Below are 19,781 nucleotides of genomic sequence, written 5' to 3'. Positions count from 1 at the left end.
TTCCATCCGCAAAATGATTCTTTTTTTATCAATAAACCGCAACAATTGGGTGATTAAATATATTTATTTACGTGCATTTATGGCAGCAAAATGATAACATACATACATAGTAACCATTTTTGGCTCATTACTCGGGACTCATCATACATTAATATCAAATGAGCTTGCAAAAGGAGGATCCTGTCATGAGAATAGAGCGATTAAGTCAAGATAAGATACGGATTTTCCTCACTTTTGACGACCTGAGCGAGCGGGGCATCCAGAAGGAAGATATGTGGCAGGAAGTTCCCAAGGTGCATGACCTTTTTACGGAAATGATGGATCAAGCGTATAGTGAACTTGGTTTTGACGCTACCGGTCCGCTTGCCGTAGAAGTGTTCGCAATGCCCGCGCAAGGTATGGTCGTTATTGTGACCCGGGGGAAATATGATCACCATCAGTACGGTGCGCCCGGTGAAGAAGAATTGCCTGAAGAGATCTATGAAATGGAAGTTACTCTTGAACAAAGCGACTCCATTGTGTATGCATTCCGCGATTTTGAGGTTCTGGTTGAAGCGGCACATGTACTCATCGGCAATATTACTTCCCAGGGGAAACTGTATTCTTATAACAATAAATGGTATCTTTACTTCGATCCGAAGGAATTTGAGGAGCCGGCATTGTCTGGACTTGTTGCCGTATTGGCAGAGTTTGGCGATTCTTCGCCGGTTACCGAGGCCGTACTGGATGAATACGGAAAGACGGTTATGGCCGAAAATGCGATCCAATTGTTGTGCACTCACTTTAAGCGCCAGGAATAACAAATTGAGGAACGGCAGGACAGCGGATGCTTTCTGCCTTCCTTCGACCATTGGAAGATAATGCAGGAGAAATGGGTATAGTTTCAGGGGAGGTTATTCGGTGCTTTGGTTATCGGTGATTTCGTCGGCAGTGGCACCGGGACTTGCCCTGCTGACTTTTTTCTATCTGAAAGACAAGTACGATCAGGAACCGCTGCATATGGTGGTCAAGGTGTTTTTGCTTGGACTGCTGATTGTTTTTCCGGTAATGATCATTCAGAGAGGTCTTACGCTTGGGCTGGACAGTGGACCTTATGTCGATTCTTTTCTGATTTCCTCCGGGGTGGAGGAAGGGTTGAAGTGGTTTGTGCTGTACCATATGATTTACAACCATACCGAATTTGACGAGCCATATGATGGAATACTATACGCCGTGGCGATTTCGCTCGGTTTTGCAACAATAGAAAATGTAATGTACGCCTGGTACAGTCAAGCTTCAATAGGTTCAATGATTATGCGTGCGCTGCTTCCGGTGTCGGGACATGCAATGTTCGGGGTCATTATGGGCTACCACATGGGCAGGGCCAAGTTCTCGAAACCGGGCAAAGGCAGAGGAATATTGCTGGTCTCTCTGCTGCTGCCTTGGCTGTGGCATGGAATCTATGATTTTATCCTGAGCACGTCGCCCAATTACTGGATTTGGTATATCGTACCTTTGATGGCCGTACTGTGGTATGGAGGAATGGGCAAGGTGGCGCGGGCCAACAACCGTTCGCCGTTTCGTTTTCTGAAGCGGGAGGAAGAGGTTAACCTGTAATAGAGATGGACACACTTAAACTTGAAGGGTAGTTCCCGTATGCAAGGAATTCCAGAGAGGAGCGAGGTGTCTTTTTTTTGCGCGTAAAAGTTCGGATTGTCTGTAAGCAGTGCGGCGAGAGCTACATATTAAGAGGAAACAAGGAAGAGGGAATCATCCAGACCGGCTTCAAGCAATGTCTGTGCAACAGCAGCAGCGGATTTCAGATCGAGGAATGTGGCTAAAATGCTGCTTGGAAGTATTCTCTTGATATTATCAGCCTGCCCGGTGCATAAGACTTCTCAGTTATTGTCAAACTAACGGCAATAAGCTACCGAAAGGAGTCTTGCAGCCCTATGTACAAAAGATTAAGTGCCATAATGTTCCCGCTTACCGCGCTTTTGCTGATTGGCGCACTGGTGTGGGGGTATCAGGAGAACCAGGAGAAAAATTCGATTCTGATTAAAGCGGAGAACCAGTATCAACGGGCTTTTCATGATCTCTCCTATCATGTGGAGCGGCTTCATGGAGAGCTGGGAAATACACTTGCCGTCAATTCAGCCTCTAACGGTGTGCACCGCAAAGGACTTGTCAATGTATGGCGGCTTACCAGCGAGGCGCAGAATGAGATCAACCAGCTGCCGCTTACGCTGCTGCCGTTTAGCCAAACGGAGGAGTTCCTCTCCAAGATCTCTAATTTCTCTTACAAAGCGGCTGTCCGCGATTTCACCAAGAAGCCGCTGACTGAGGCTGAGATGGGGAATTTAAAGGCGCTCTATAAGAATTCGGGTGAAATCTCCAAGGATCTGCAGGAGGTACAGAACAAGGTCATCAGCAATAAACTGCGTTGGATGGATGTCGAGTCAGCTCTTGCTACAGAAGAAAAGGCGGAAGACAATACAATTATTGATGGCTTCAAAACGGTAGACAAGCGTGTGGCGGCCTACCCTGAGCTGGACTGGGGCCCCTCTGTTGCCAGTATTTATGACAAGCGTTCTGTCAAGAAGCTCGGGGGTAAACCTGTCACAGCAGAGGATATCAAAGCCAAGGCTGTAAAGTTTGCCGATAGTGGTGCTAATACCAAGGTGGATGTTAGGGAAAATGGTAAAGGAACCGAATGGGCTTCCTATACAGCTACCTTGACATCTCCGAATCACAAAGCTCCCATCAGTATGGATTTCACGGTGGAGGGCGGAATGCTGATTTCGTACAATGACAATCGCGAGGTTGGACCAGCCAAGGTTTCCATGAAGCAGGCTGTTGCCAAGGCCGGGGAGTTTCTGAAGCAGAAGGGCTATGCCGGCATGACGGCAGTCAGCGCTGACAGATATGATAATTTGGGGAATTTAACTTTTGTAAGCAGCAAAGACGGTGTATTGATCTATCCAGAGAAAATGACGCTGCGCGTCGGGCTGGATACCGGAGAAACCGTTGGTTTTCAAGCCAGCGATTATGTCCGTGAGCATCAGGAGAAACGTGAAATTCCAAAACCTGAGCTGTCCCTCGCCAAGGCCAGAGAGAAGCTGAATCCGGAATTCAAGGAGCTGTACAACCGGATGGCCTGGATCGAGAATGAGGATGCCGTCGAACTGCTGACCTATGAATTTGGCGGCAAAATCAACGGTTCACAGTATCGGATATACCTCAATGCGGCGGATGGAAATGAAGAAGCGGTCGAAGAGATTCGCACCTCTTCGGGAGCTCAGGATAAATAAATGAAGCCTGACTGCACAGGATAGTGGAGGGAGAGGCGGTTCCTTTGGGGGATGCCGCCTCTTTTTTTTCTTTCTGTTGTGCAATAATATTTCTAACCGGAGGACAAACGGCCATGCTATAATCATGAAGAATTAATTACTAACTCTGTGGCGGTGACATGATTGTATCCCAAAATTAACGAATATCTATACATACAGATTGCTTCCAGCGATGCGGCTGAAGCAGAACTAGAATATAGATCCAGAATTGCAGATATGGAAGATGAGGCCCTGCTGATTGAAATTCCAATGCAGGCCAGCAACGGGCGGCTGAAAAAGCTGTTTATAGGGGACGAGCTCTCTGTATATTTTCTTACCGAAGGCGGAATCAAAAATTATTTCAACACGCATGTACTCGGCTTTAAAGAGGATGTTATCCGGATGGTCCGGGTGCGCAAACCGGAAACGGATGCCATCTTCAAAATACAGCGCCGCAGCTTCTTCCGTGTAAATGCCGAGCTTGAACTGGCAGTGAAGGATTCGCTGGGCAGCCGTTTTCTGGTGCGGACCGATGATATCGGAGGAGGCGGAGCTTCTTTTCTCAGTGATCCCAAAGTAAAGGTGGAGGTGGGGGACAAACTGTTCTGTTGGCTGCTGGTCCCTTACCGAAATGGCAGCACCGAGCATGTGAACTTTGAAGGTGAGATTGTGCGGATAAAGCAGCTGGAAAGCGGGCGTAATCTAGTCATGTTAAAGTTTGCCGCCATCACGGATTCCGAGCGTCAAAAAATAATCCGTTACTGCTTCGAACGCCAGTTTGATTTCCGCGACCGTTAATGATAGCCGTCTAAACGCCCGGAAAAGGCATCAAAATAGCCTTTTTTATGCTGAATTAATGCTATGCCATTTTGCACTGAGGTATAAACTGTGGTATAATTTTATAAGTCGCAGGCAATGCCTGCTTTTTTCTTGATAAGATCATCAAGTCCCTAGAGATACGTCGGTGGACGTATTTCTTAATGAAAGCGTGTTTGAGGAGGAATGCCCCGTTGGTTAGGCAGGGGACACATACTTACGACAGAATCAACGTCGCCATCGACGGACCTGCCGGGGCAGGCAAGAGCACTGTAGCCCGATTGGTAGCCCAGAAGTTGTCTTACATTTATGTTGATACGGGTGCAATGTACCGGGCCATTACCTGGGATATGCTCCGCAGAGGCATTCAGCCGGAAGATCATGAATCAGTGGATCAAAGGGTCCGCGATATGGTGATTGAGCTTATCCCGGAGCAGGACATCCAGAAGGTGCTGATCAATGGGGAGGACGTAACCCCGCATATCCGCAGTCTTCAGGTTAGCGGCCAGGTGTCGCAGTATTCGAAGATCGAGGGTGTTAGATCCAGACTCAGTCATTTGCAGCGTCAGATGGCGCTTCGCAAGGGGGTCGTAATGGATGGCCGCGATATCGGTACGACCGTGCTGCCGGATGCCGAAGTGAAGATTTTCATGACGGCAAGTGTGGAGGAACGGGCTCTCCGCCGTTACAAAGAGCTGAAGGACACGGAAACAATAACTCTCCAGCAGCTTGAACGCGATATTGCAGCCCGTGACCGTCTTGATGAAGGACGGGAGATTTCACCGCTGCGCCGTGCAGAAGATGCCATTCTTCTTGACACGACCTTTATGGATATCAGGCAAGCCGTGGAAGCCATTGTCTCCCACTGCAGATCTCATGTTGACGGGGAGAGAAATCATTCATGATTTATGCCATTTGCTGTGGGTTGCTTCGCTTGATTTATGCCATCCTGTTCCCGCTGAAGATTGTCGGGAAAGAGAATGTGCCAAAGGAGGGCGGGGTGCTGCTCTGCGCCAACCACATCAGCCTGCTAGATCCAATGACGATCGGCATTAAGCTGGACCGCCAGGTAAAGTATATGGCCAAAGCAGAGCTGTTCAAGGTTCCTGTGCTAGGCTGGCTCATTAATAAGTTGGGCGCTTTTCCGGTGAAACGCGGCGGCGTAAGCAAAGAATCCATCAAAACGGCCCTTAATACGCTTCGCGGCGGACATGTTATGGGTATCTTTCCGGAAGGGACGCGAAACTCTGATTCCGGTGTGGCTAAGAAGGGCGCAGCGAGTTTTGCGCTTCGCAGCGGTGCAGCAGTTGTTCCAGCCGCTATCGTCGGATCCTACAAGCCCTTTCGCCGAATGACTGTCATTTATGGAGCTCCCATTGACCTTAGTTCGTTCGATGGAAAGGGAAGCGAGTCTCTTGAAGAAGTCACTGATGTAATTATGGGGCGTATCCATGAGATGGCCAAGACCGGCAGGCCCAGTGCAAGATAAACGTTGAATCATGTCGCTTTTTTACGGATACTGAGGAATAACGGCATAACCGCTATTTTTTGGAACATACTAACTTAAAAATGTAAGTGATATTTAGGTAATGCTTGTTTTGAACTCTGCTCTACGCGGGTTTAAATAAATGGGGTTTTGAATCGAGGAGGGTAATCACATGTCTGAAGAAACTAGAAATCAGGAAGCTGCGGCTAATGTTGAGAACAACGAAGCCGTAGAAGCAACAGAAACAGTGGAATCCGCTGTACCCGCTGCAGGTAACGAAGAAGAAGTGACAAGCCAAGAAGGTTTGGAAATCATTTCGTTGAAAAAAGGCGATACCGTGAAAGGAACAATCGTCAAAATCGAAGATAACCAAGCTTATGTAAGCATTGGATATAAATACGACGGCGTTATTCCTATTCGCGAATTGTCTTCCGTCCAACTGGACAATGCTGCAGCAGCAGTAGAAGTTGGACAAGAAGTTGAATGCAAAGTTGTCAGCATCAATGACAACAAGGAAAGCCTGGTTCTCTCCAAACGTGCAATTGACAGCGAGAAATCATGGGAAGATCTGGAGAAATATTTTGCTTCCCAGGAAGCGTTCGATGTTACTGTGGCTGACGTTGTCAAAGGCGGCCTCGTAGCTGATGTCGGCGCGCGCGGATTTATTCCGGCTTCCATGGTTGAACGTCACTTTGTAGAAGATTTCAGCGACTACAAAGGCCGCACTCTACGCGTGAAAGTGAAAGAACTGGACCGTGAGAACAGCAAGGTTATTCTTTCCGCCAAAGAAGTGCTGGAAGAAGAATTCGAAGCCAACAAATTGAAGATTATGGCTGAGCTGTCCGAAGGACAAATCATCGAAGGTACTGTGCAACGTCTGACACAATTCGGCGCATTTGTTGATGTGGGCGGCGTTGACGGATTGGTTCACGTATCCGAAATCGCTTGGAACCATGTCGAAAAACCTTCCGATGTTGTTTCCGAAGGCGACAAGGTTCGTGTAAAAGTGCTTAAGGTTGATCCTGAAAAGGGCAAAATCAGCCTCAGCATCAAAGCTGCTGCTCCAGGTCCTTGGGATTCTGCAGCTGGTAAAATCAACATTGGCGATGTAGTTACAGGCGAAGTAAAACGCCTTGTAAACTTCGGCGCGTTTGTTGAACTGCTTCCAGGCGTGGAAGGCCTTGTGCATATCTCGCAAATCTCCCACAAGCACATCGGTACTCCGCATGAAGTGCTCAAAGAAGGACAAGAAGTACAAGTGAAAGTGCTTGACTTCAATCCATCCGAGAAACGCGTCAGCCTGAGCATCAAAGAAACCGAAGAAGCTCCGGCTCCTACAGCAAGACCGGAACGCAGCAACAGCAGAGACAGAGCTCCTAAAGAAGTGCTGAACAATCCTAACGTATCGCTCAGCAACGAAGGACTCAGCTTCACGCTTGCTGAACGCTTCGGCGACAAGCTGGACAAATTCAAGGGTAACAACTAATCCTTTAGATTGTCATACCGGGTAAAGTAATCGGCGAGCCCTCGATAAGAGGGTTCGCCGATTGTGTTTTTACAGGCATGTAAGTCCAAAAGGTACAAGGTACAAGCTGGTTAGCCAATTTAATTGTTTTTTGCTATGATGAGTTACGTAAGGATGACAGGAGGAATGAATATGGCAAGACCCGTTGTGGCCATCGTAGGAAGGCCTAACGTCGGAAAGTCGACGATATTTAACAGGCTGATTGGCGATAGACTGGCCATTGTAGAAGATAAACCGGGGATTACACGCGACCGGATTTATGGCGTTTCAGATTGGAACGGCAAAGCCTTCAGTGTAATTGATACCGGTGGGATTGAAATTGACGGTGAAGACGCGATTCTGAAATCAATTCGTGTTCAGGCGGAGCTGGCGATTGAGGAAGCGGATGTCATCGTCTTTATGTGCGAGGCGAAAAGCGGACTGACCAATGCGGATGAAGAAGTGGCACAAATTCTTTTCCGTTCCGGCAAACCGGTCGTGCTTGCAATCAATAAAGTGGACAATATGAAGCGCACAGATGATATTTATGAATTTTACACCCTGGGAATCGGCGATCCTATCGGCATCTCCGGCAGCCATGGTACCGGAATCGGCGATTTGCTGGATGCGGTAACCGAGAAGCTTCCAGAGCCAACTGAAGAGGAATACGACGAAGATGTGATTCGTGTGGCCCTGATCGGCCGGCCGAATGTAGGTAAATCTTCTTTGGTCAACGCCATTTTGGGTGAAGAACGCGTAATTGTCAGCGATGTCGCAGGGACTACACGCGATGCCATTGATACTCCTTTTGAACGGGACGGGCAGCGCTATGTTCTGATCGATACTGCGGGTATGCGCAAACGCGGCAAAGTATATGAAACCACGGAAAAATACAGCGTGATGCGCGCAATGCGGGCCATTGAGCGGGCTGATGTTGTTCTGGTGGTAATCAACGGCGAAGAAGGCATTATCGATCAGGATAAGCATATTGCCGGTTATGCTCATGATGCCGGGAAAGCTTCGATCTTTGTGGTCAACAAATGGGATGCTGTCGAGAAGGATGACAAGACGATGCAGAACTTTGAGACCAAAATCCGTGATCACTTCCTGTTCATGAGCTACGCACCTGTAGTGTTCTTGTCCGCATTAACGAAACAGCGTCTGCAGAAACTGCTGCCGGTGGTGCAGCATGTCGCCCAGCAGCATGCTCTGCGGATTACGACGCATTTGGTCAACGATGTGGTATCCGATGCTGTGGCCATTAATCCTCCGCCAACGGATAAAGGACGGCGCCTGCGCATCAATTATGTCACTCAGGTTGCTGTCAAGCCGCCGACGATTGTGGTATTTGTCAATGACCCGTCGCTGATGCACTTCTCCTATGAACGATACCTGGAGAACAAAATCCGCGCGGCGTTCAATTTTGAAGGAACACCAATCCGTCTGTTTACACGGCGCAAATCCGAAAACGAAGGTTAGGGGAGAAGAGTAGTGGCGTTTGAACTTCTGGTGATCGTTGTAAGCTATTTGCTTGGCTCTGTCAGCTTCAGTGTATTGCTCGCCCGGCTGCTCAAAGGTATTGATATCCGTCAATACGGAAGCGGCAATGCCGGAGCGACCAATACGCTGCGTGTGATGGGGAAAGGACCGGCAATACTGGTGCTGGTTCTGGACGTACTGAAGGGAATTGCCGCAGTTTGGCTCGGAACCTGGGCTGGCGGCTGGGGAACCTGGATCGCGGTGGCTTGCGGGGTCGCAGCCATCATCGGGCATAATTGGCCGCTCTACTTTCACTTTCGCGGCGGGAAGGGCATTGCAACTACAATTGGCGTAATGGCTACGCTTTGTTTTTGGCCTGCGCTGATCGCAGGGATCATTGCCATCCTGGCCATCGTTATTACCCGCTTTGTGTCGCTGGGCTCCCTGATTTTTGTTGCGCTTACCCCGGTATTCCTGCTGTTTACCGAATTTACAACACCTGAATTGTGGGGAAGCATTATCATTGCAGTTTTCGCTTTCTGGCGGCACCGCAGCAATATTGTGAAGATCTCCCAGGGAAGAGAGAATAAAATCGGCGCTAAAGTCAAGGAGGGGAATCGCGTTGTCTGATAAAGTAACCGTGCTGGTCGCGGGCAGTTGGGGAACTGCGCTGGCTACTGTGCTGGCGGCTAACCACTCGGAGGTTTATCTATGGACACGCAGGTCCGAACAGGCTGCCGAGATTAATGAGGCTCACACGAATGAGCACTTCTTGCCCGGGATTTCTTTGCCCGCTAATATCATCGCAACTACGGATATGGAGACAGCGGTCACCGGTTCCAAGGCGGTGGTTATTGTTGCCCCGTCCTCTGGAATGCGCCAGGTCGCCCGCAGCCTCAAACCTTTCTGGAAAGAAGATATGCTCTGTGTACATGCTACAAAGGGCTTCGAGACGGAATCCATGAAACGGATGTCCACCGTCATTTCCGAGGAGCTGGGCTGTGCTGAAGGCCAGGTGGTTGTTCTATCCGGACCTAGCCACGCCGAAGAGGTGGTGCGCCTGTGTCCTACAACGGTTGTGGTAGCTTCACCGGACGACAGATGCGCTACAGAAGCACAAAGTTTATTTATCAACAATGATTTCCGTGTGTACACCAATCGAGATCAGGTAGGCGTTGAACTGGCCGGAGCACTGAAGAATATCATAGCGCTTGGGGCAGGTCTGTCTGACGGTCTGGGCTTTGGCGATAATGCCAAGGCGGCATTGCTCACCCGCGGTCTTGCCGAGATTTCCCGCGTCGGTGTCGAGCTGGGTGCTAATCCGCTAACCTTTGCGGGTTTGGCTGGACTCGGTGACCTTGTGGTAACAGCAACTAGCCAGCATAGCCGCAACTGGCGGGCCGGTTCGTTGCTTGGCCAAGGGAAACCGCTCTCTGAAGTGCTGGAGTCCATGGGCATGGTAGTTGAAGGGATACGCACCACGGAAGCCGCATACGCTATTTCGCTTAAGCTGGGCGTGCAGATGCCGATCACTGATCAGATCTATCATGTGCTGTTCAAAGGCAAAACGCCGCGCAGCGCCGTCGAGGCCCTGATGGGACGCGACCGCAAGACGGAGATGGAAACGATCTCGCAGGAAACTTGGGAGCAGTGGCATTCCTGATCACGTTCACCTTTTGACGGGGATCCTCATATGTTGTAATGGGGATTGACGGAGGAGGGATGAAAAGTGAGCAAAGATTTTTCCAAGGATGCATTGAACGCCATCAATAAAAAAGCGGGCAAAAACATCACACCAGGTGCCGTCCAAAAGCTGGCCAGTACGGTCAAACCGGGAACAATGCAGAATGAAGCCCAGCTCCGCCAGTTAATTAAGCAGGTGTCATCAATGGCGAAGGTACCGGTCAGCGAGGCTACGGTGCAGGATATCATCAACGCTGTCAAAAAAGGCGGCGCGAATTCGGGCACCATGGAGTCTTTAATGAAAATGATGCTGAAAAAATAGCATTACTCTTCGCGGAGCAAAGAGCAGATGATCCGGAATCAGTCCTGATTCTGTGATCTTTTGCTCTTTTTTTTGAACCCTTAGACTTAGTAGGTTTCATGCCGTAGTCTTCATGATATAATAGTCGCAATCAAATATTGCCGGATGGAGGCGGTTTGTCCATGGATCCGATGACGAAAATGTGGTTGTCGCTAATAGCGATTCTGGTAATGGGATTGTCCGTATTTCTGATAACCTTTGCGCGCAGCAAGACAAAAGGCCTGCTGAGAGCTATATTATCATTAATTGCCTTTGTCATTATGCTGATCGGGCTGTTGGGTGGAGCCGCTTCAATTATGTAAGCATTTACATTGAATTCAGGCAGAAGGTTCTTGGAAGAATCACTGGACTTTTTTTGCAGGAATAGGAAGTGAGTAGATGGCAGATTCGGGAATTCCCTACATATTGGAAGCAGCGCTAGCCTCTATATCCGAGGTGTTAGACCTGAGCTGGCTGGAGAAGCCGCCTGTATGGCTACTGGGAGGAAGCTGCGGGCTTCTGCTGCACGGAGTGCAGCTGAGTGCACCTCCGCGCGACATCGACCTCTACGCCGATCTGGAGGATGCTGAAGTACTTCATTCGGCTCTGAGCTGTTATTCGGTGGACGGAGGTCCGGAAGAAGATTATAGTGGAGGCTGCTATTCGCTGCGCAGCCGTTACCGTATCGGAGATGCGAGGGTAGAACTGGTATGTGGTTTTCAGATCAGCTCGGGCACGCGCCGGTATGCCGTGGATGTTCAGCAGCTTCTGCCGCATGCACTCATCGAGGATTTTAACGGTATCGGCTTCATGCGCCTCATGCCTGCGGCTCACGAGCTGGTGTTCAACCTGCTGCGGTGCAGGGTGGAGCGGTGCAGTGCTATTGCCAATTTTATGAAGGTCAATCTGGCTGTTCATTTACCACTGCTGCAGCAGCTAGTTCTGGAGAATGGACTGGATGAAGCCTTTGGACTGCAATTGGAGAAACTGCTCGGAGTGTCGACATCGATACAGATTTAACAAGAAGCAAAGGAAGGAAGCTATGTCATGAAGCCGCAAAAAGGATGGACTGTCACCTTCCAGCCTGAAGGACGAAAAACAGTAGTGCAGCACGGGGTAACCCTGCTGGAAGCTGCGCGCAAGGCGGGAGTGGTCCTGCCTACCCGCTGCGGCGGCAAAGCCGGTTGCCTGATGTGCAAGGTGACGGTCCCACAGGAAGAGGCGGCTGCCCTTCGGCCGCCGGGGGATGCCGAGCAGCGGAAGCTTGGCGGCTTGCTGGATTCAGGCGTCCGTCTGGCGTGCCAGGCAGCCGTCTGGAACGATTTGAGCGTCATTGTCCCCGAGGACCCGCTCAAAGCCGCAGTACGGCGCAGGCTGGAAGCAGCGCGTCGTGGGGAAGAGGACGGGCTGTGGTAAGCTTGTGAAGTAACTTTTGGAGAATGCTGGAGCAGAAAGGGGCGGACGGAGTGCTTTTCACAGATGGACAGAAGACATCCGGAATCAGAATGGGCTTGCTGCTGGGGATAAGCTTACTGCTCTTAGTTCTCACGGGCTGTATGTACCGCGGAGAACAGAACCAGCCTGCCGGCAATTTCCGCGAGAGTGTCAAGCGGGTTCAGGCGGCAGTGGATGATTATCAGCAGGAGGAAGGTCTGCTGCCGATTCTGAATAGCGAGGAATCTACTCCACGCTATGAGAAATTCGTAATTGATTTGGAGAAGCTGCGCCAAAAAGGCTATTTGGATGAAATTCCGGCTGCGGCCTTTGAGAAGGGCGGCAGGGCCTATTTTCTTATCTTGGACGAAGAAAGTGATCCTACCGTGAAGCTGATGGATCTCGTTACCGTGCAGAAGGTAAATGATGTCTCCCGCCAGGTTAACCGCTACAAATCAGCGCATGGAGGCGCACTCCCGGCAGGGGAGGAACGGTATCCGGGCTTCTTCACCATTGATTCCAAAATGGCGGGAACGGCTGCTATAACGCTGAAGAGCGTCTATTCCGGACAGCCGCTGGAGTTTATCATGGACAAGAACGGTGAAGTGTATGTCGACTACAGCTTTGATATTATGTCTGCCATCGACAAGGAAGGCGCAACACCTGCGGCCAATCAGGATCTGCGGATTGAGCTGGAGCAGGCTTCTTATTATGTACCGGTGAAGTCGTTGCCGTATTTGTGGATTAATGGTCAGCCAGTTCCTCAGCCTCCGGACAGTCCATAGACCGTTTCCAGCCGGCAGCAGTTCCAGAAGTTATTCTGGGACTGTTTTTTTGTATTATCCAGTGCTTCTGAGGAAGCGGCCACATGCAAGGAGAGAGGTAGTTCTACTTGCTACTCCGCGCTCATATGATTGATGAGAAGACTTCCGGGCGTCATGACGCCTGCGGGGGTGCAGAACCTCATTTCGCAAATTACTATACAAATTGCGCAGCTGCGGGTCATAAATCCGTTCCGGATACATATGATGATACTAGTCCAAATGCATGTCCGAGCATTCGGAGTTTAGCGCGGGGCAAAAGTGTTCCGCCCTTAAGCAGCAGCTAGGCTTCGGGCGGACATACGAAAGTCCGGTGGATGTCCTGCAAGGGTCAGATTGCCGGCGGAACGCGAAGTCGATGCTCTTCAGGCATTTTTTCTTCGGAGTAATATGAGGAGGGGATCTCTTTTGGAAAAAGTGGATATTTTCAAGGACATTGCCGAGCGTACCGGCGGAGACATTTATCTTGGCGTCGTCGGCGCGGTTCGCACGGGGAAATCGACGTTCATCAAACGGTTCATGGAGACGATTGTCTTGCCGAACATCACCAGCGAGGCAGACCGGGTAAGGGCAGTGGATGAACTTCCGCAAAGTGCAGCGGGTAAAACTATTATGACAACTGAGCCGAAATTTGTACCGAACAACGCGGTGCAGATCAAGGTTGCGGAAGGGCTGGAAGTGAATGTCCGGCTGGTCGACTGTGTAGGATATGCTGTGGAGGGTGCAAAAGGGTATGAGGATGAGAACGGCCCTCGCATGATCTCCACTCCTTGGTTTGAGGAACCGATTCCTTTCCAGGAAGCGGCGGAAATTGGCACGCGTAAGGTGATTCAGGAGCATTCCACGCTGGGTGTAGTTGTGACTACAGACGGCACGATTGCTGAAATCCCGCGGAACTCTTATATTGATTCCGAAGAGCGGGTCATTGCGGAGCTGAAGGAAGTAGGCAAGCCGTTTGTGCTTGTGATCAACTCCACCCGGCCGCGCAGTGAAGAGGCACAGCAGCTGCGCAGTGAGCTGGCCCTTAAATATGATATTCCCGTTATGACGCTTAGTGCCGCGAATATGACGGAAGACGATGTGACCGGTGTGCTGCGCGAAGTGCTGTACGAATTCCCGGTCCATGAGGTCAATGTGAACCTGCCTAGCTGGGTGATGGTGCTGGGCGAAAATCACTGGCTGCGCAGCAGCTATGAGAATTCCGTCCGCGATACTGTGAAAGACATCCGCCGCCTGCGTGATGTTGACCGGCTGGTCTCCCAGTTTACGGAATATGATTTCATCGATAAAGCAGGGCTTAGCGGAATGAACATGGGCCAAGGTGTAGCCGAGATTGACCTGTATGCGCCGGAAGAACTGTATGATCAGGTTCTGATGGAAGTGGTAGGGGTTGAAATCCGCGGAAAAGATCATCTGCTGCAGCTGATGCAGGACTTCTCCCATGCCAAACGCGAGTATGACCGCTTCTCCGAAGCGCTGGAAATGGTCAAAACAACCGGCTACGGGATAGCCGCTCCTTCACTCGCGGAAATGGCTCTCGATGAGCCGGAGCTGATCCGCCAGGGCTCGCGTTTCGGGGTTCGCCTGAAGGCGACAGCACCTTCGATTCATATGATCCGCGTGGATGTGGAATCGGAGTTCTCGCCGATCATCGGCACAGAGAAACAGAGCGAAGAGCTGGTGCGCTATTTGATGCAGGACTTTGAGAATGACCCGATCAAGATTTGGGAGTCGGATATTTTTGGCCGCTCGCTGCATTCGATTGTGCGTGAGGGTATTCAGGGCAAAATTGCCATGATGCCGGATAATGCCCGCTACAAGCTGCAGGAAACACTTGGACGGATCATCAACGAGGGTTCTGGCGGCCTGATCGCCATCATTTTGTAAGGCATATCTCATAACAAAAAGAGAGCAGGGATTTCCGGCTCTCTTTTTGTTATGTCCGGAGTGGGGGCATATGACATCCGATGGCTTCCCCTCCGCGCTCTTTTCACACGGAAATGCTTCTCTACTTTATGGTTAATAGGAATTTCTTCCATTAATAGTCTCTCATTTTCGGCCTTATTGAGGGTTTAGTAGATACTTTCTGCTCCTTTTTTGAGGAACGCCTTGAAATTATGGGTGGGCTGTATTACTATAAGTTTGTTGCGCTTCTAGGAAGAAGGGCGCCAGTATCTAGCAATAAACGGGATTATCACGTATATTTTGCGTTGAAACGGAAACAGTGTATGATACCGGAAATTTACCCAGGGAGGTGAGAAAACATGAATAAATCAGATTTGATCAACGTAGTAACAGAAGCAACTGAACTTCCCAAGAAAGATGCTACTAAAGCGGTAGATGCCGTTTTCGAAGCGATCACAGGTGCTCTGCAAAGCGGCGATAAAGTACAACTGGTTGGATTCGGAAACTTTGAAGTGCGCGAACGTTCCGCACGTAAAGGCCGCAACCCGCAAACTGGTGAAGAAATCGAAATTCCTTCAAGCAAAGTACCGGCATTCAAACCCGGTAAAGCGCTTAAAGACGGAATCAAATAGAGATTTCTACATATCGATCCTATAGTCTTCCGAGTAACAACTATGCCGCCCTCCAAGGCGGCATTTGTTTTTGCAATCTTTATCCGCAATTGCTTAGAGAAAGCGTATACTCACACAAAACTTAAGTGAATGCTTCCGAAGCTAGTTTTGTACGAAGAAATTTCAAGGAAGTAGATGCTCACAAAACTTAAGTGAATGCTTCCGAAGCCAGTTTTGTACGAAGAAATTTCAAGGAAGTAGATGCTCACAAAACTTTTAGGAGGATCAAAGATGACCGAGAAGAATAATGGCGTTAGCCCTGCACCGTCAGGCAGCGAGTACATCGTGGTGAAGGCCAAAGAGAACGGCGTTCAGGTAATCGGGCTTACCAGAGGACTGGATACGCGCTTCCACCACACAGAGAAGCTGGACAAAGGCGAGGTGCTGATCGCTCAATTCACCGATCATACCTCAGCTATGAAAATCCGCGGCAAGGCGGAAATATGGAGCAAACACGGACAACTGGAGAGCGAAAGCTGAAAAGCAGGCATAGCCTGCTTTTTTTCAAAATATAACTAAGTATAGGCAAGTCCGCAGGATCGTATAAACGCACGGCAAGGCGGAAATTATGGATAAGGGGGCAGGTCATGAACCGGGGCTGGCTAATCGGAACTGTATTGCTCGTGACCACGGCTTCTGCCGTAATTCTGCCGCTGCTGGCGGAGCTCGAACCTTCCTTGCAGAATCAGCGGGGAGTAGTGGAAACCTTCAGCGGTGCAAATACGATTCTCGATAATGATAATCTTGTAGATATACTGAACGGGATCCCATTTACCCTGTCCATTGATAGCGTAGACTTTGATCAGAGCGTCTTGTCACTGGATCTGAAGGTAACAGGCAATAACCACGAGCCTAGGGAACTGTATCAGAATATGGCTCAGGCGATCTCCTTTGCTTTCCAAGACACGGGGAATGTCGATCAGCTGCTCCTGCGCATCGTTGCCGAGGACAAATGGCTGGACACCCGCCGTCTATTGCTTGCCGGGGATATCAGACGCATGGAGTGGTCGCTTCAGCTGCAGCAGAAGCTGGAGGCGTCCGGGAATGATCCGCTGCCAGATGCGCTCAAGAAAGGCTTCCGTATTCGTGAAAGCGAGCTGTGGAAAAGGCAGTTCATTTATCCCTGATGTGGGTAAATGAAACTAGAACGCCCTAGAGTGCGTGACAAAAAAACATGTGATATAATAGACAAGATTGTGAACAAAGATATTGTCATAACGTCAATGGCTTCGGAGGCTGAAATGAAACCGTACCGCATACCACAACTTGCTAAACCTTACACCGACTACGATATGATTCAGCGGCATACGGAATTACCGCCGTTTTCCGATGGGCGTGGTCATTTGTTATATATTTTTCTGAATCACGGCACCCCGGACGGTGCACAAAACGGTGAGTTGTATACTCTGGTAACAGCACTTGTGCAGCTAGGTCTTGATACACATGAGAGCATCGATATATCCCTTGAAGAACCGGGGGGAGACCAGATGCGTTCCCGTCAGCTCAAGGTGCTGGCCGGCGATTACTTCAGCAGCTGGTTTTACCATTTGCTTGCGAAACGTGAACAGATTGAGATGGTGGGCATCTTAAGTACGGCCATTGCCGACTTTAACGTGATGAAAGCCCATCTTTACGGCAAAATGAAGGGGATGCTGCTCTCCGCTGAACAATACCTGCGGCACACGGTACAGCTCAATATGCGGCTGTTCCTTTCTTTTACACCGATGATTGAGGAGTCGCTCACCCAGCTGTGGGAGAAGCTGCTGGCTGAATTCAGCCACTGCGAGACCTTATGTCTGGAACTGCGGCGGTCTGGTAATCCGGCAAGTGCCCGGGAAGGCTATTGTTACTGGAAGGTGATGGAATTAGCCACCGAAGAAGAGCGGCAGCTGCTGGGCGAGCAGAATCTAGATCTGAAGGATTGGAAGAAGCTGAAGCTGAAATATAAATGCGATTCCCTGCTGACCGACAAGCTGCATGGGTCGCTCCAGTCCATACAGGGACTGCTGAAAGACATTAAGGACGAGTACCTGATCAGCGAGCTTAGCTCCGCGCTTGACCACTTTCTCCTGCAGACGAAAATTTCCGGACAAGCGGCCGTGGAGGGGTAGAGAATGACTATAGAGAAAACGTCACCTTTGGGTGACCAGGGCATCAAACCGAAGGAACAATTTGTACACTCCGTATTTGAGAGCATCGCCGGCAAATATGACCTGATGAATGATATTCTAAGCTTCCGCCGCCATAAAGCGTGGCGAAAGTTCACGATGCGCAAGATGGGCATGAAGCGCGGCGATTCCGCTGTAGACTTGTGCTGCGGTACCTGTGACTGGAGTATTGCCTTGGCTGATGCCAGCCAGACCGGAAGTGTTATCGGGCTTGACTTCAGTGCAGGCATGCTGGAGGTAGGCCGCCGCAAGGTGGAAGAGCGCAAACTGCAGGACCGCATTTCACTGGTCCAGGGCAATGCGATGGACCTGCCTTTCGGTGACAACAGCTTTGATTATGCGACGATAGGCTTCGGACTTCGCAATGTGCCTGATCTCGTTCAAGTGTTGAACGAAATGAAGCGTGTAGTGAAGCCGGGAGGAATGGTTGTCTGCCTCGAGCTTTCCAAGCCGATGAAACAGCCGTTCAAAGGCATTTATTATTTTTATTTTCAGCGTGTACTTCCGCTCCTTGGGAAACTGTTTGCCAAAAGATACGAGCAATATAAATGGCTTCCCGAATCATTGGCCCTATTTCCGGACAGAGAGCAGCTTGCGGTGATTTTCCGTGAAACCGGTCTTGAGCAAGTGGAATCCTATCCCTTGACCGGCGGCATCGCAGCATTACATATTGGGCTCAAGGAGAACTGTAATGTTTAAAAAAGTCGGCGTTTTTCTGCAAATGATCAAGTTTGAACATACTGTTTTTGCATTACCCTTCGCATTTATGGGCGCATTGCTCGGTTCAGTTGTCATGTTCGGCACACTCCCTTCCTGGGCCCAGATCGGCTGGGTTGTTATCGCCATGTTTGGCGCCCGCAGCGCGGCCATGGGGCTGAACCGGCTGATTGACCGGATCAGCGACGCCAAGAATCCGCGGACCGCTGGAAGAGCGATTCCCGCAGGGCTGCTGAAGGTTGGAGAAGTAATTATCTTTATTGGGATCTCATTCTTTTTACTATTCTGGGCTGCTTTCAAGCTTAATCCCTTGTCGGCCAAATTGCTGCCGATCGCTGTTTTTCTCCTTGTTTTTTATTCCTTCACGAAGCGATTTACCTGGGCCTGCCATCTGATACTCGGGCTAACCATCGCCTTGGCTCCGCTTGGGGGCTGGGTTGCCGTCACGGGCACTGTGGACTGGACAGCCATGATCTTTTATTTCACGATTGTGTTTTGGACTGCGGGTTTTGATATTATCTATTCCTGCCAGGATGTTGAATTTGATACGAAGGAAGGCCTTTACTCCATTCCGGTTCGCTTTGGTGTTCCACGGGCGCTGGACATTGCGAAGGTATTTCACTTTCTTACGGGCATCGGATTCGTTTCGCTCCTTTTTATCACTGATTTAAGCTGGTGGTATGTAGCAGGGATGCTGATTGCTTACATCATTCTTTTTTATGAGCATCACATTGTGTCTCCAAGTGACTTAAGCCGCTTGCAGACTGCGTTCTTTACCATGAACGGGGTGCTGAGCATCGTGGTGTTCTCATTTACTTTGATTGACCTGGTGGTGCAGTTTTACAAATGACAGAGCAGAAGCCTAAAAATTTCGTTGTAGGAATTACCGGAGCGAGCGGAGGCATTTATGGCGTTCGTCTGACGGAAACCCTGCTTTCATTGGGGTATACGGTCCATCTCGTTGTGAGCAATGCGGGCTGGCGTGTTTTTAAAGAGGAGCTTGGCTTTGCCGCCTCTGACCGGGAAGGCTTTCTGAACGAAAAGTTCAGCGGCTATCCCGGTTCTCTGCTTTATCATAAAGTACAGGACATCGGGGCATCGATCGCCAGCGGCTCCTTCCGCACGGAAGGGATGATTATTATGCCTTGCTCCATGGGTACACTTTCTGCTGTGGCGCATGGCAGCTCCGATAATTTGATGACAAGGGCTGCCGATGTCATGCTGAAGGAAGGGCGCCCCTTGGTCCTCGTCCCCCGGGAGACACCGCTGCATGCCATTCACCTGGAGAATATGCTGAAGCTGTCCCGGCTGGGCGTCAAGCTGATCCCGGCAATGCCTGCCTTTTATTTTGGCCCGGGCAGCATGGATGATCTGATTAACTTTATGGTGGGCAAGGTGCTGGACAGCTTTAACATTGAGCACACTTTATTTCGCAGATGGGGGGAATGA

The 19,781-nt window shown here is 50.0% G+C and carries 24 protein-coding genes; all 24 read left to right on the top strand.

Annotated elements, in window-relative coordinates:
- Positions 1 to 185: 185 nt before the first annotated feature.
- The 24 genes from NST99_RS22640 to NST99_RS22525 all read left to right on the top strand — a co-directional run bounded on the left by NST99_RS22640 (position 186) and on the right by NST99_RS22525 (position 19,781).
- On the top strand, positions 186 to 800 hold the full coding sequence (locus NST99_RS22640; RefSeq protein ID WP_038594550.1) for a genetic competence negative regulator: 615 nt from the start codon (positions 186 to 188) through the stop codon (positions 798 to 800).
- A gap of 100 nt (positions 801 to 900) precedes the next feature.
- Positions 901 to 1,596, top strand: coding sequence for a glutamic-type intramembrane protease PrsW (prsW, locus tag NST99_RS22635; protein WP_038594548.1), 696 nt, complete (start codon positions 901 to 903; stop codon positions 1,594 to 1,596).
- Positions 1,597 to 1,673: 77 nt separating this feature from the next.
- Complete coding sequence (locus tag NST99_RS22630) at positions 1,674 to 1,820, top strand: hypothetical protein (protein ID WP_341094552.1); 147 nt, start codon at positions 1,674 to 1,676, stop codon at positions 1,818 to 1,820.
- A 111-nt stretch (positions 1,821 to 1,931) separates the two neighbouring features.
- Entirely contained in the window at positions 1,932 to 3,290 is a 1,359-nt protein-coding gene (gene ypeB / locus NST99_RS22625; protein ID WP_341094551.1) for a germination protein YpeB, read from the top strand.
- 162 nt (positions 3,291 to 3,452) lie between these two features.
- Entirely contained in the window at positions 3,453 to 4,106 is a 654-nt protein-coding gene (locus tag NST99_RS22620; protein WP_341094549.1) for a flagellar brake protein, read from the top strand.
- 212 nt (positions 4,107 to 4,318) lie between these two features.
- On the top strand, positions 4,319 to 5,029 hold the full coding sequence (gene cmk / locus NST99_RS22615) for a (d)CMP kinase (RefSeq protein ID WP_341094547.1): 711 nt from the start codon (positions 4,319 to 4,321) through the stop codon (positions 5,027 to 5,029).
- A complete protein-coding gene (locus NST99_RS22610) occupies positions 5,026 to 5,613 on the top strand; it encodes a lysophospholipid acyltransferase family protein (RefSeq protein WP_341094544.1) in 588 nt (195 codons plus the stop codon). The genes cmk and NST99_RS22610 overlap by 4 nt, the downstream gene beginning before the upstream one ends.
- A 169-nt stretch (positions 5,614 to 5,782) precedes the next feature.
- Positions 5,783 to 7,096 carry a 30S ribosomal protein S1 gene (gene rpsA / locus NST99_RS22605; protein ID WP_341094542.1) on the top strand — a complete coding sequence of 438 codons (1,314 nt, stop codon included), beginning with the start codon at positions 5,783 to 5,785 and terminating at the stop codon, positions 7,094 to 7,096.
- Between the two features lie 171 nt (positions 7,097 to 7,267).
- Complete coding sequence (gene der / locus NST99_RS22600; protein ID WP_341094541.1) at positions 7,268 to 8,593, top strand: ribosome biogenesis GTPase Der; 1,326 nt, start codon at positions 7,268 to 7,270, stop codon at positions 8,591 to 8,593.
- Positions 8,594 to 8,605: 12 nt separating this feature from the next.
- Positions 8,606 to 9,223: a glycerol-3-phosphate 1-O-acyltransferase PlsY gene (gene plsY / locus NST99_RS22595; RefSeq protein WP_341094539.1), complete on the top strand. Its 618-nt coding sequence runs from the start codon at positions 8,606 to 8,608 to the stop codon at positions 9,221 to 9,223.
- On the top strand, positions 9,216 to 10,256 hold the full coding sequence (locus NST99_RS22590; RefSeq protein ID WP_341094536.1) for an NAD(P)H-dependent glycerol-3-phosphate dehydrogenase: 1,041 nt from the start codon (positions 9,216 to 9,218) through the stop codon (positions 10,254 to 10,256). The genes plsY and NST99_RS22590 overlap by 8 nt, the downstream gene beginning before the upstream one ends.
- A gap of 66 nt (positions 10,257 to 10,322) precedes the next feature.
- Complete coding sequence (locus NST99_RS22585) at positions 10,323 to 10,598, top strand: stage VI sporulation protein F (RefSeq protein ID WP_038594530.1); 276 nt, start codon at positions 10,323 to 10,325, stop codon at positions 10,596 to 10,598.
- A 161-nt stretch (positions 10,599 to 10,759) separates the two neighbouring features.
- Entirely contained in the window at positions 10,760 to 10,939 is a 180-nt protein-coding gene (locus NST99_RS22580) for a DUF2768 family protein (protein ID WP_341094534.1), read from the top strand.
- Positions 10,940 to 11,015: 76 nt separating this feature from the next.
- Positions 11,016 to 11,636: a hypothetical protein gene (locus tag NST99_RS22575; protein WP_341094533.1), complete on the top strand. Its 621-nt coding sequence runs from the start codon at positions 11,016 to 11,018 to the stop codon at positions 11,634 to 11,636.
- A 27-nt stretch (positions 11,637 to 11,663) separates the two neighbouring features.
- Positions 11,664 to 12,032: a 2Fe-2S iron-sulfur cluster-binding protein gene (locus tag NST99_RS22570; RefSeq protein WP_341094531.1), complete on the top strand. Its 369-nt coding sequence runs from the start codon at positions 11,664 to 11,666 to the stop codon at positions 12,030 to 12,032.
- 23 nt (positions 12,033 to 12,055) lie between these two features.
- Complete coding sequence (locus NST99_RS22565) at positions 12,056 to 12,835, top strand: hypothetical protein (protein ID WP_341094530.1); 780 nt, start codon at positions 12,056 to 12,058, stop codon at positions 12,833 to 12,835.
- A 444-nt stretch (positions 12,836 to 13,279) separates the two neighbouring features.
- Complete coding sequence (spoIVA, locus tag NST99_RS22560) at positions 13,280 to 14,758, top strand: stage IV sporulation protein A (protein ID WP_038594524.1); 1,479 nt, start codon at positions 13,280 to 13,282, stop codon at positions 14,756 to 14,758.
- A gap of 377 nt (positions 14,759 to 15,135) precedes the next feature.
- Positions 15,136 to 15,408 (top strand): HU family DNA-binding protein, encoded by a 273-nt coding sequence (locus NST99_RS22555; RefSeq protein ID WP_019909963.1) that lies wholly within the window; start codon positions 15,136 to 15,138, stop codon positions 15,406 to 15,408.
- A gap of 270 nt (positions 15,409 to 15,678) precedes the next feature.
- Complete coding sequence (mtrB, locus tag NST99_RS22550; protein ID WP_038594522.1) at positions 15,679 to 15,927, top strand: trp RNA-binding attenuation protein MtrB; 249 nt, start codon at positions 15,679 to 15,681, stop codon at positions 15,925 to 15,927.
- A 107-nt stretch (positions 15,928 to 16,034) separates the two neighbouring features.
- Complete coding sequence (locus NST99_RS22545; protein ID WP_341094527.1) at positions 16,035 to 16,574, top strand: hypothetical protein; 540 nt, start codon at positions 16,035 to 16,037, stop codon at positions 16,572 to 16,574.
- 9 nt (positions 16,575 to 16,583) lie between these two features.
- Positions 16,584 to 17,558: a heptaprenyl diphosphate synthase component 1 gene (locus NST99_RS22540; protein ID WP_341094525.1), complete on the top strand. Its 975-nt coding sequence runs from the start codon at positions 16,584 to 16,586 to the stop codon at positions 17,556 to 17,558.
- A gap of 3 nt (positions 17,559 to 17,561) precedes the next feature.
- Positions 17,562 to 18,314: a demethylmenaquinone methyltransferase gene (locus NST99_RS22535; RefSeq protein WP_341094522.1), complete on the top strand. Its 753-nt coding sequence runs from the start codon at positions 17,562 to 17,564 to the stop codon at positions 18,312 to 18,314.
- A complete protein-coding gene (locus NST99_RS22530; protein WP_341094520.1) occupies positions 18,307 to 19,182 on the top strand; it encodes a UbiA-like polyprenyltransferase in 876 nt (291 codons plus the stop codon). The genes NST99_RS22535 and NST99_RS22530 overlap by 8 nt, the downstream gene beginning before the upstream one ends.
- Positions 19,179 to 19,781 carry a UbiX family flavin prenyltransferase gene (locus tag NST99_RS22525; protein ID WP_341094518.1) on the top strand — a complete coding sequence of 201 codons (603 nt, stop codon included), beginning with the start codon at positions 19,179 to 19,181 and terminating at the stop codon, positions 19,779 to 19,781. Before NST99_RS22530 ends, NST99_RS22525 begins: the two co-directional genes overlap by 4 nt.

The sequence above is a fragment of the Paenibacillus sp. FSL L8-0470 genome, from assembly GCF_038008625.1.
GTDB lineage: Bacteria > Bacillota > Bacilli > Paenibacillales > Paenibacillaceae > Paenibacillus_AQ.
This window is presented reverse-complemented; position numbering and strand designations above follow the sequence as displayed.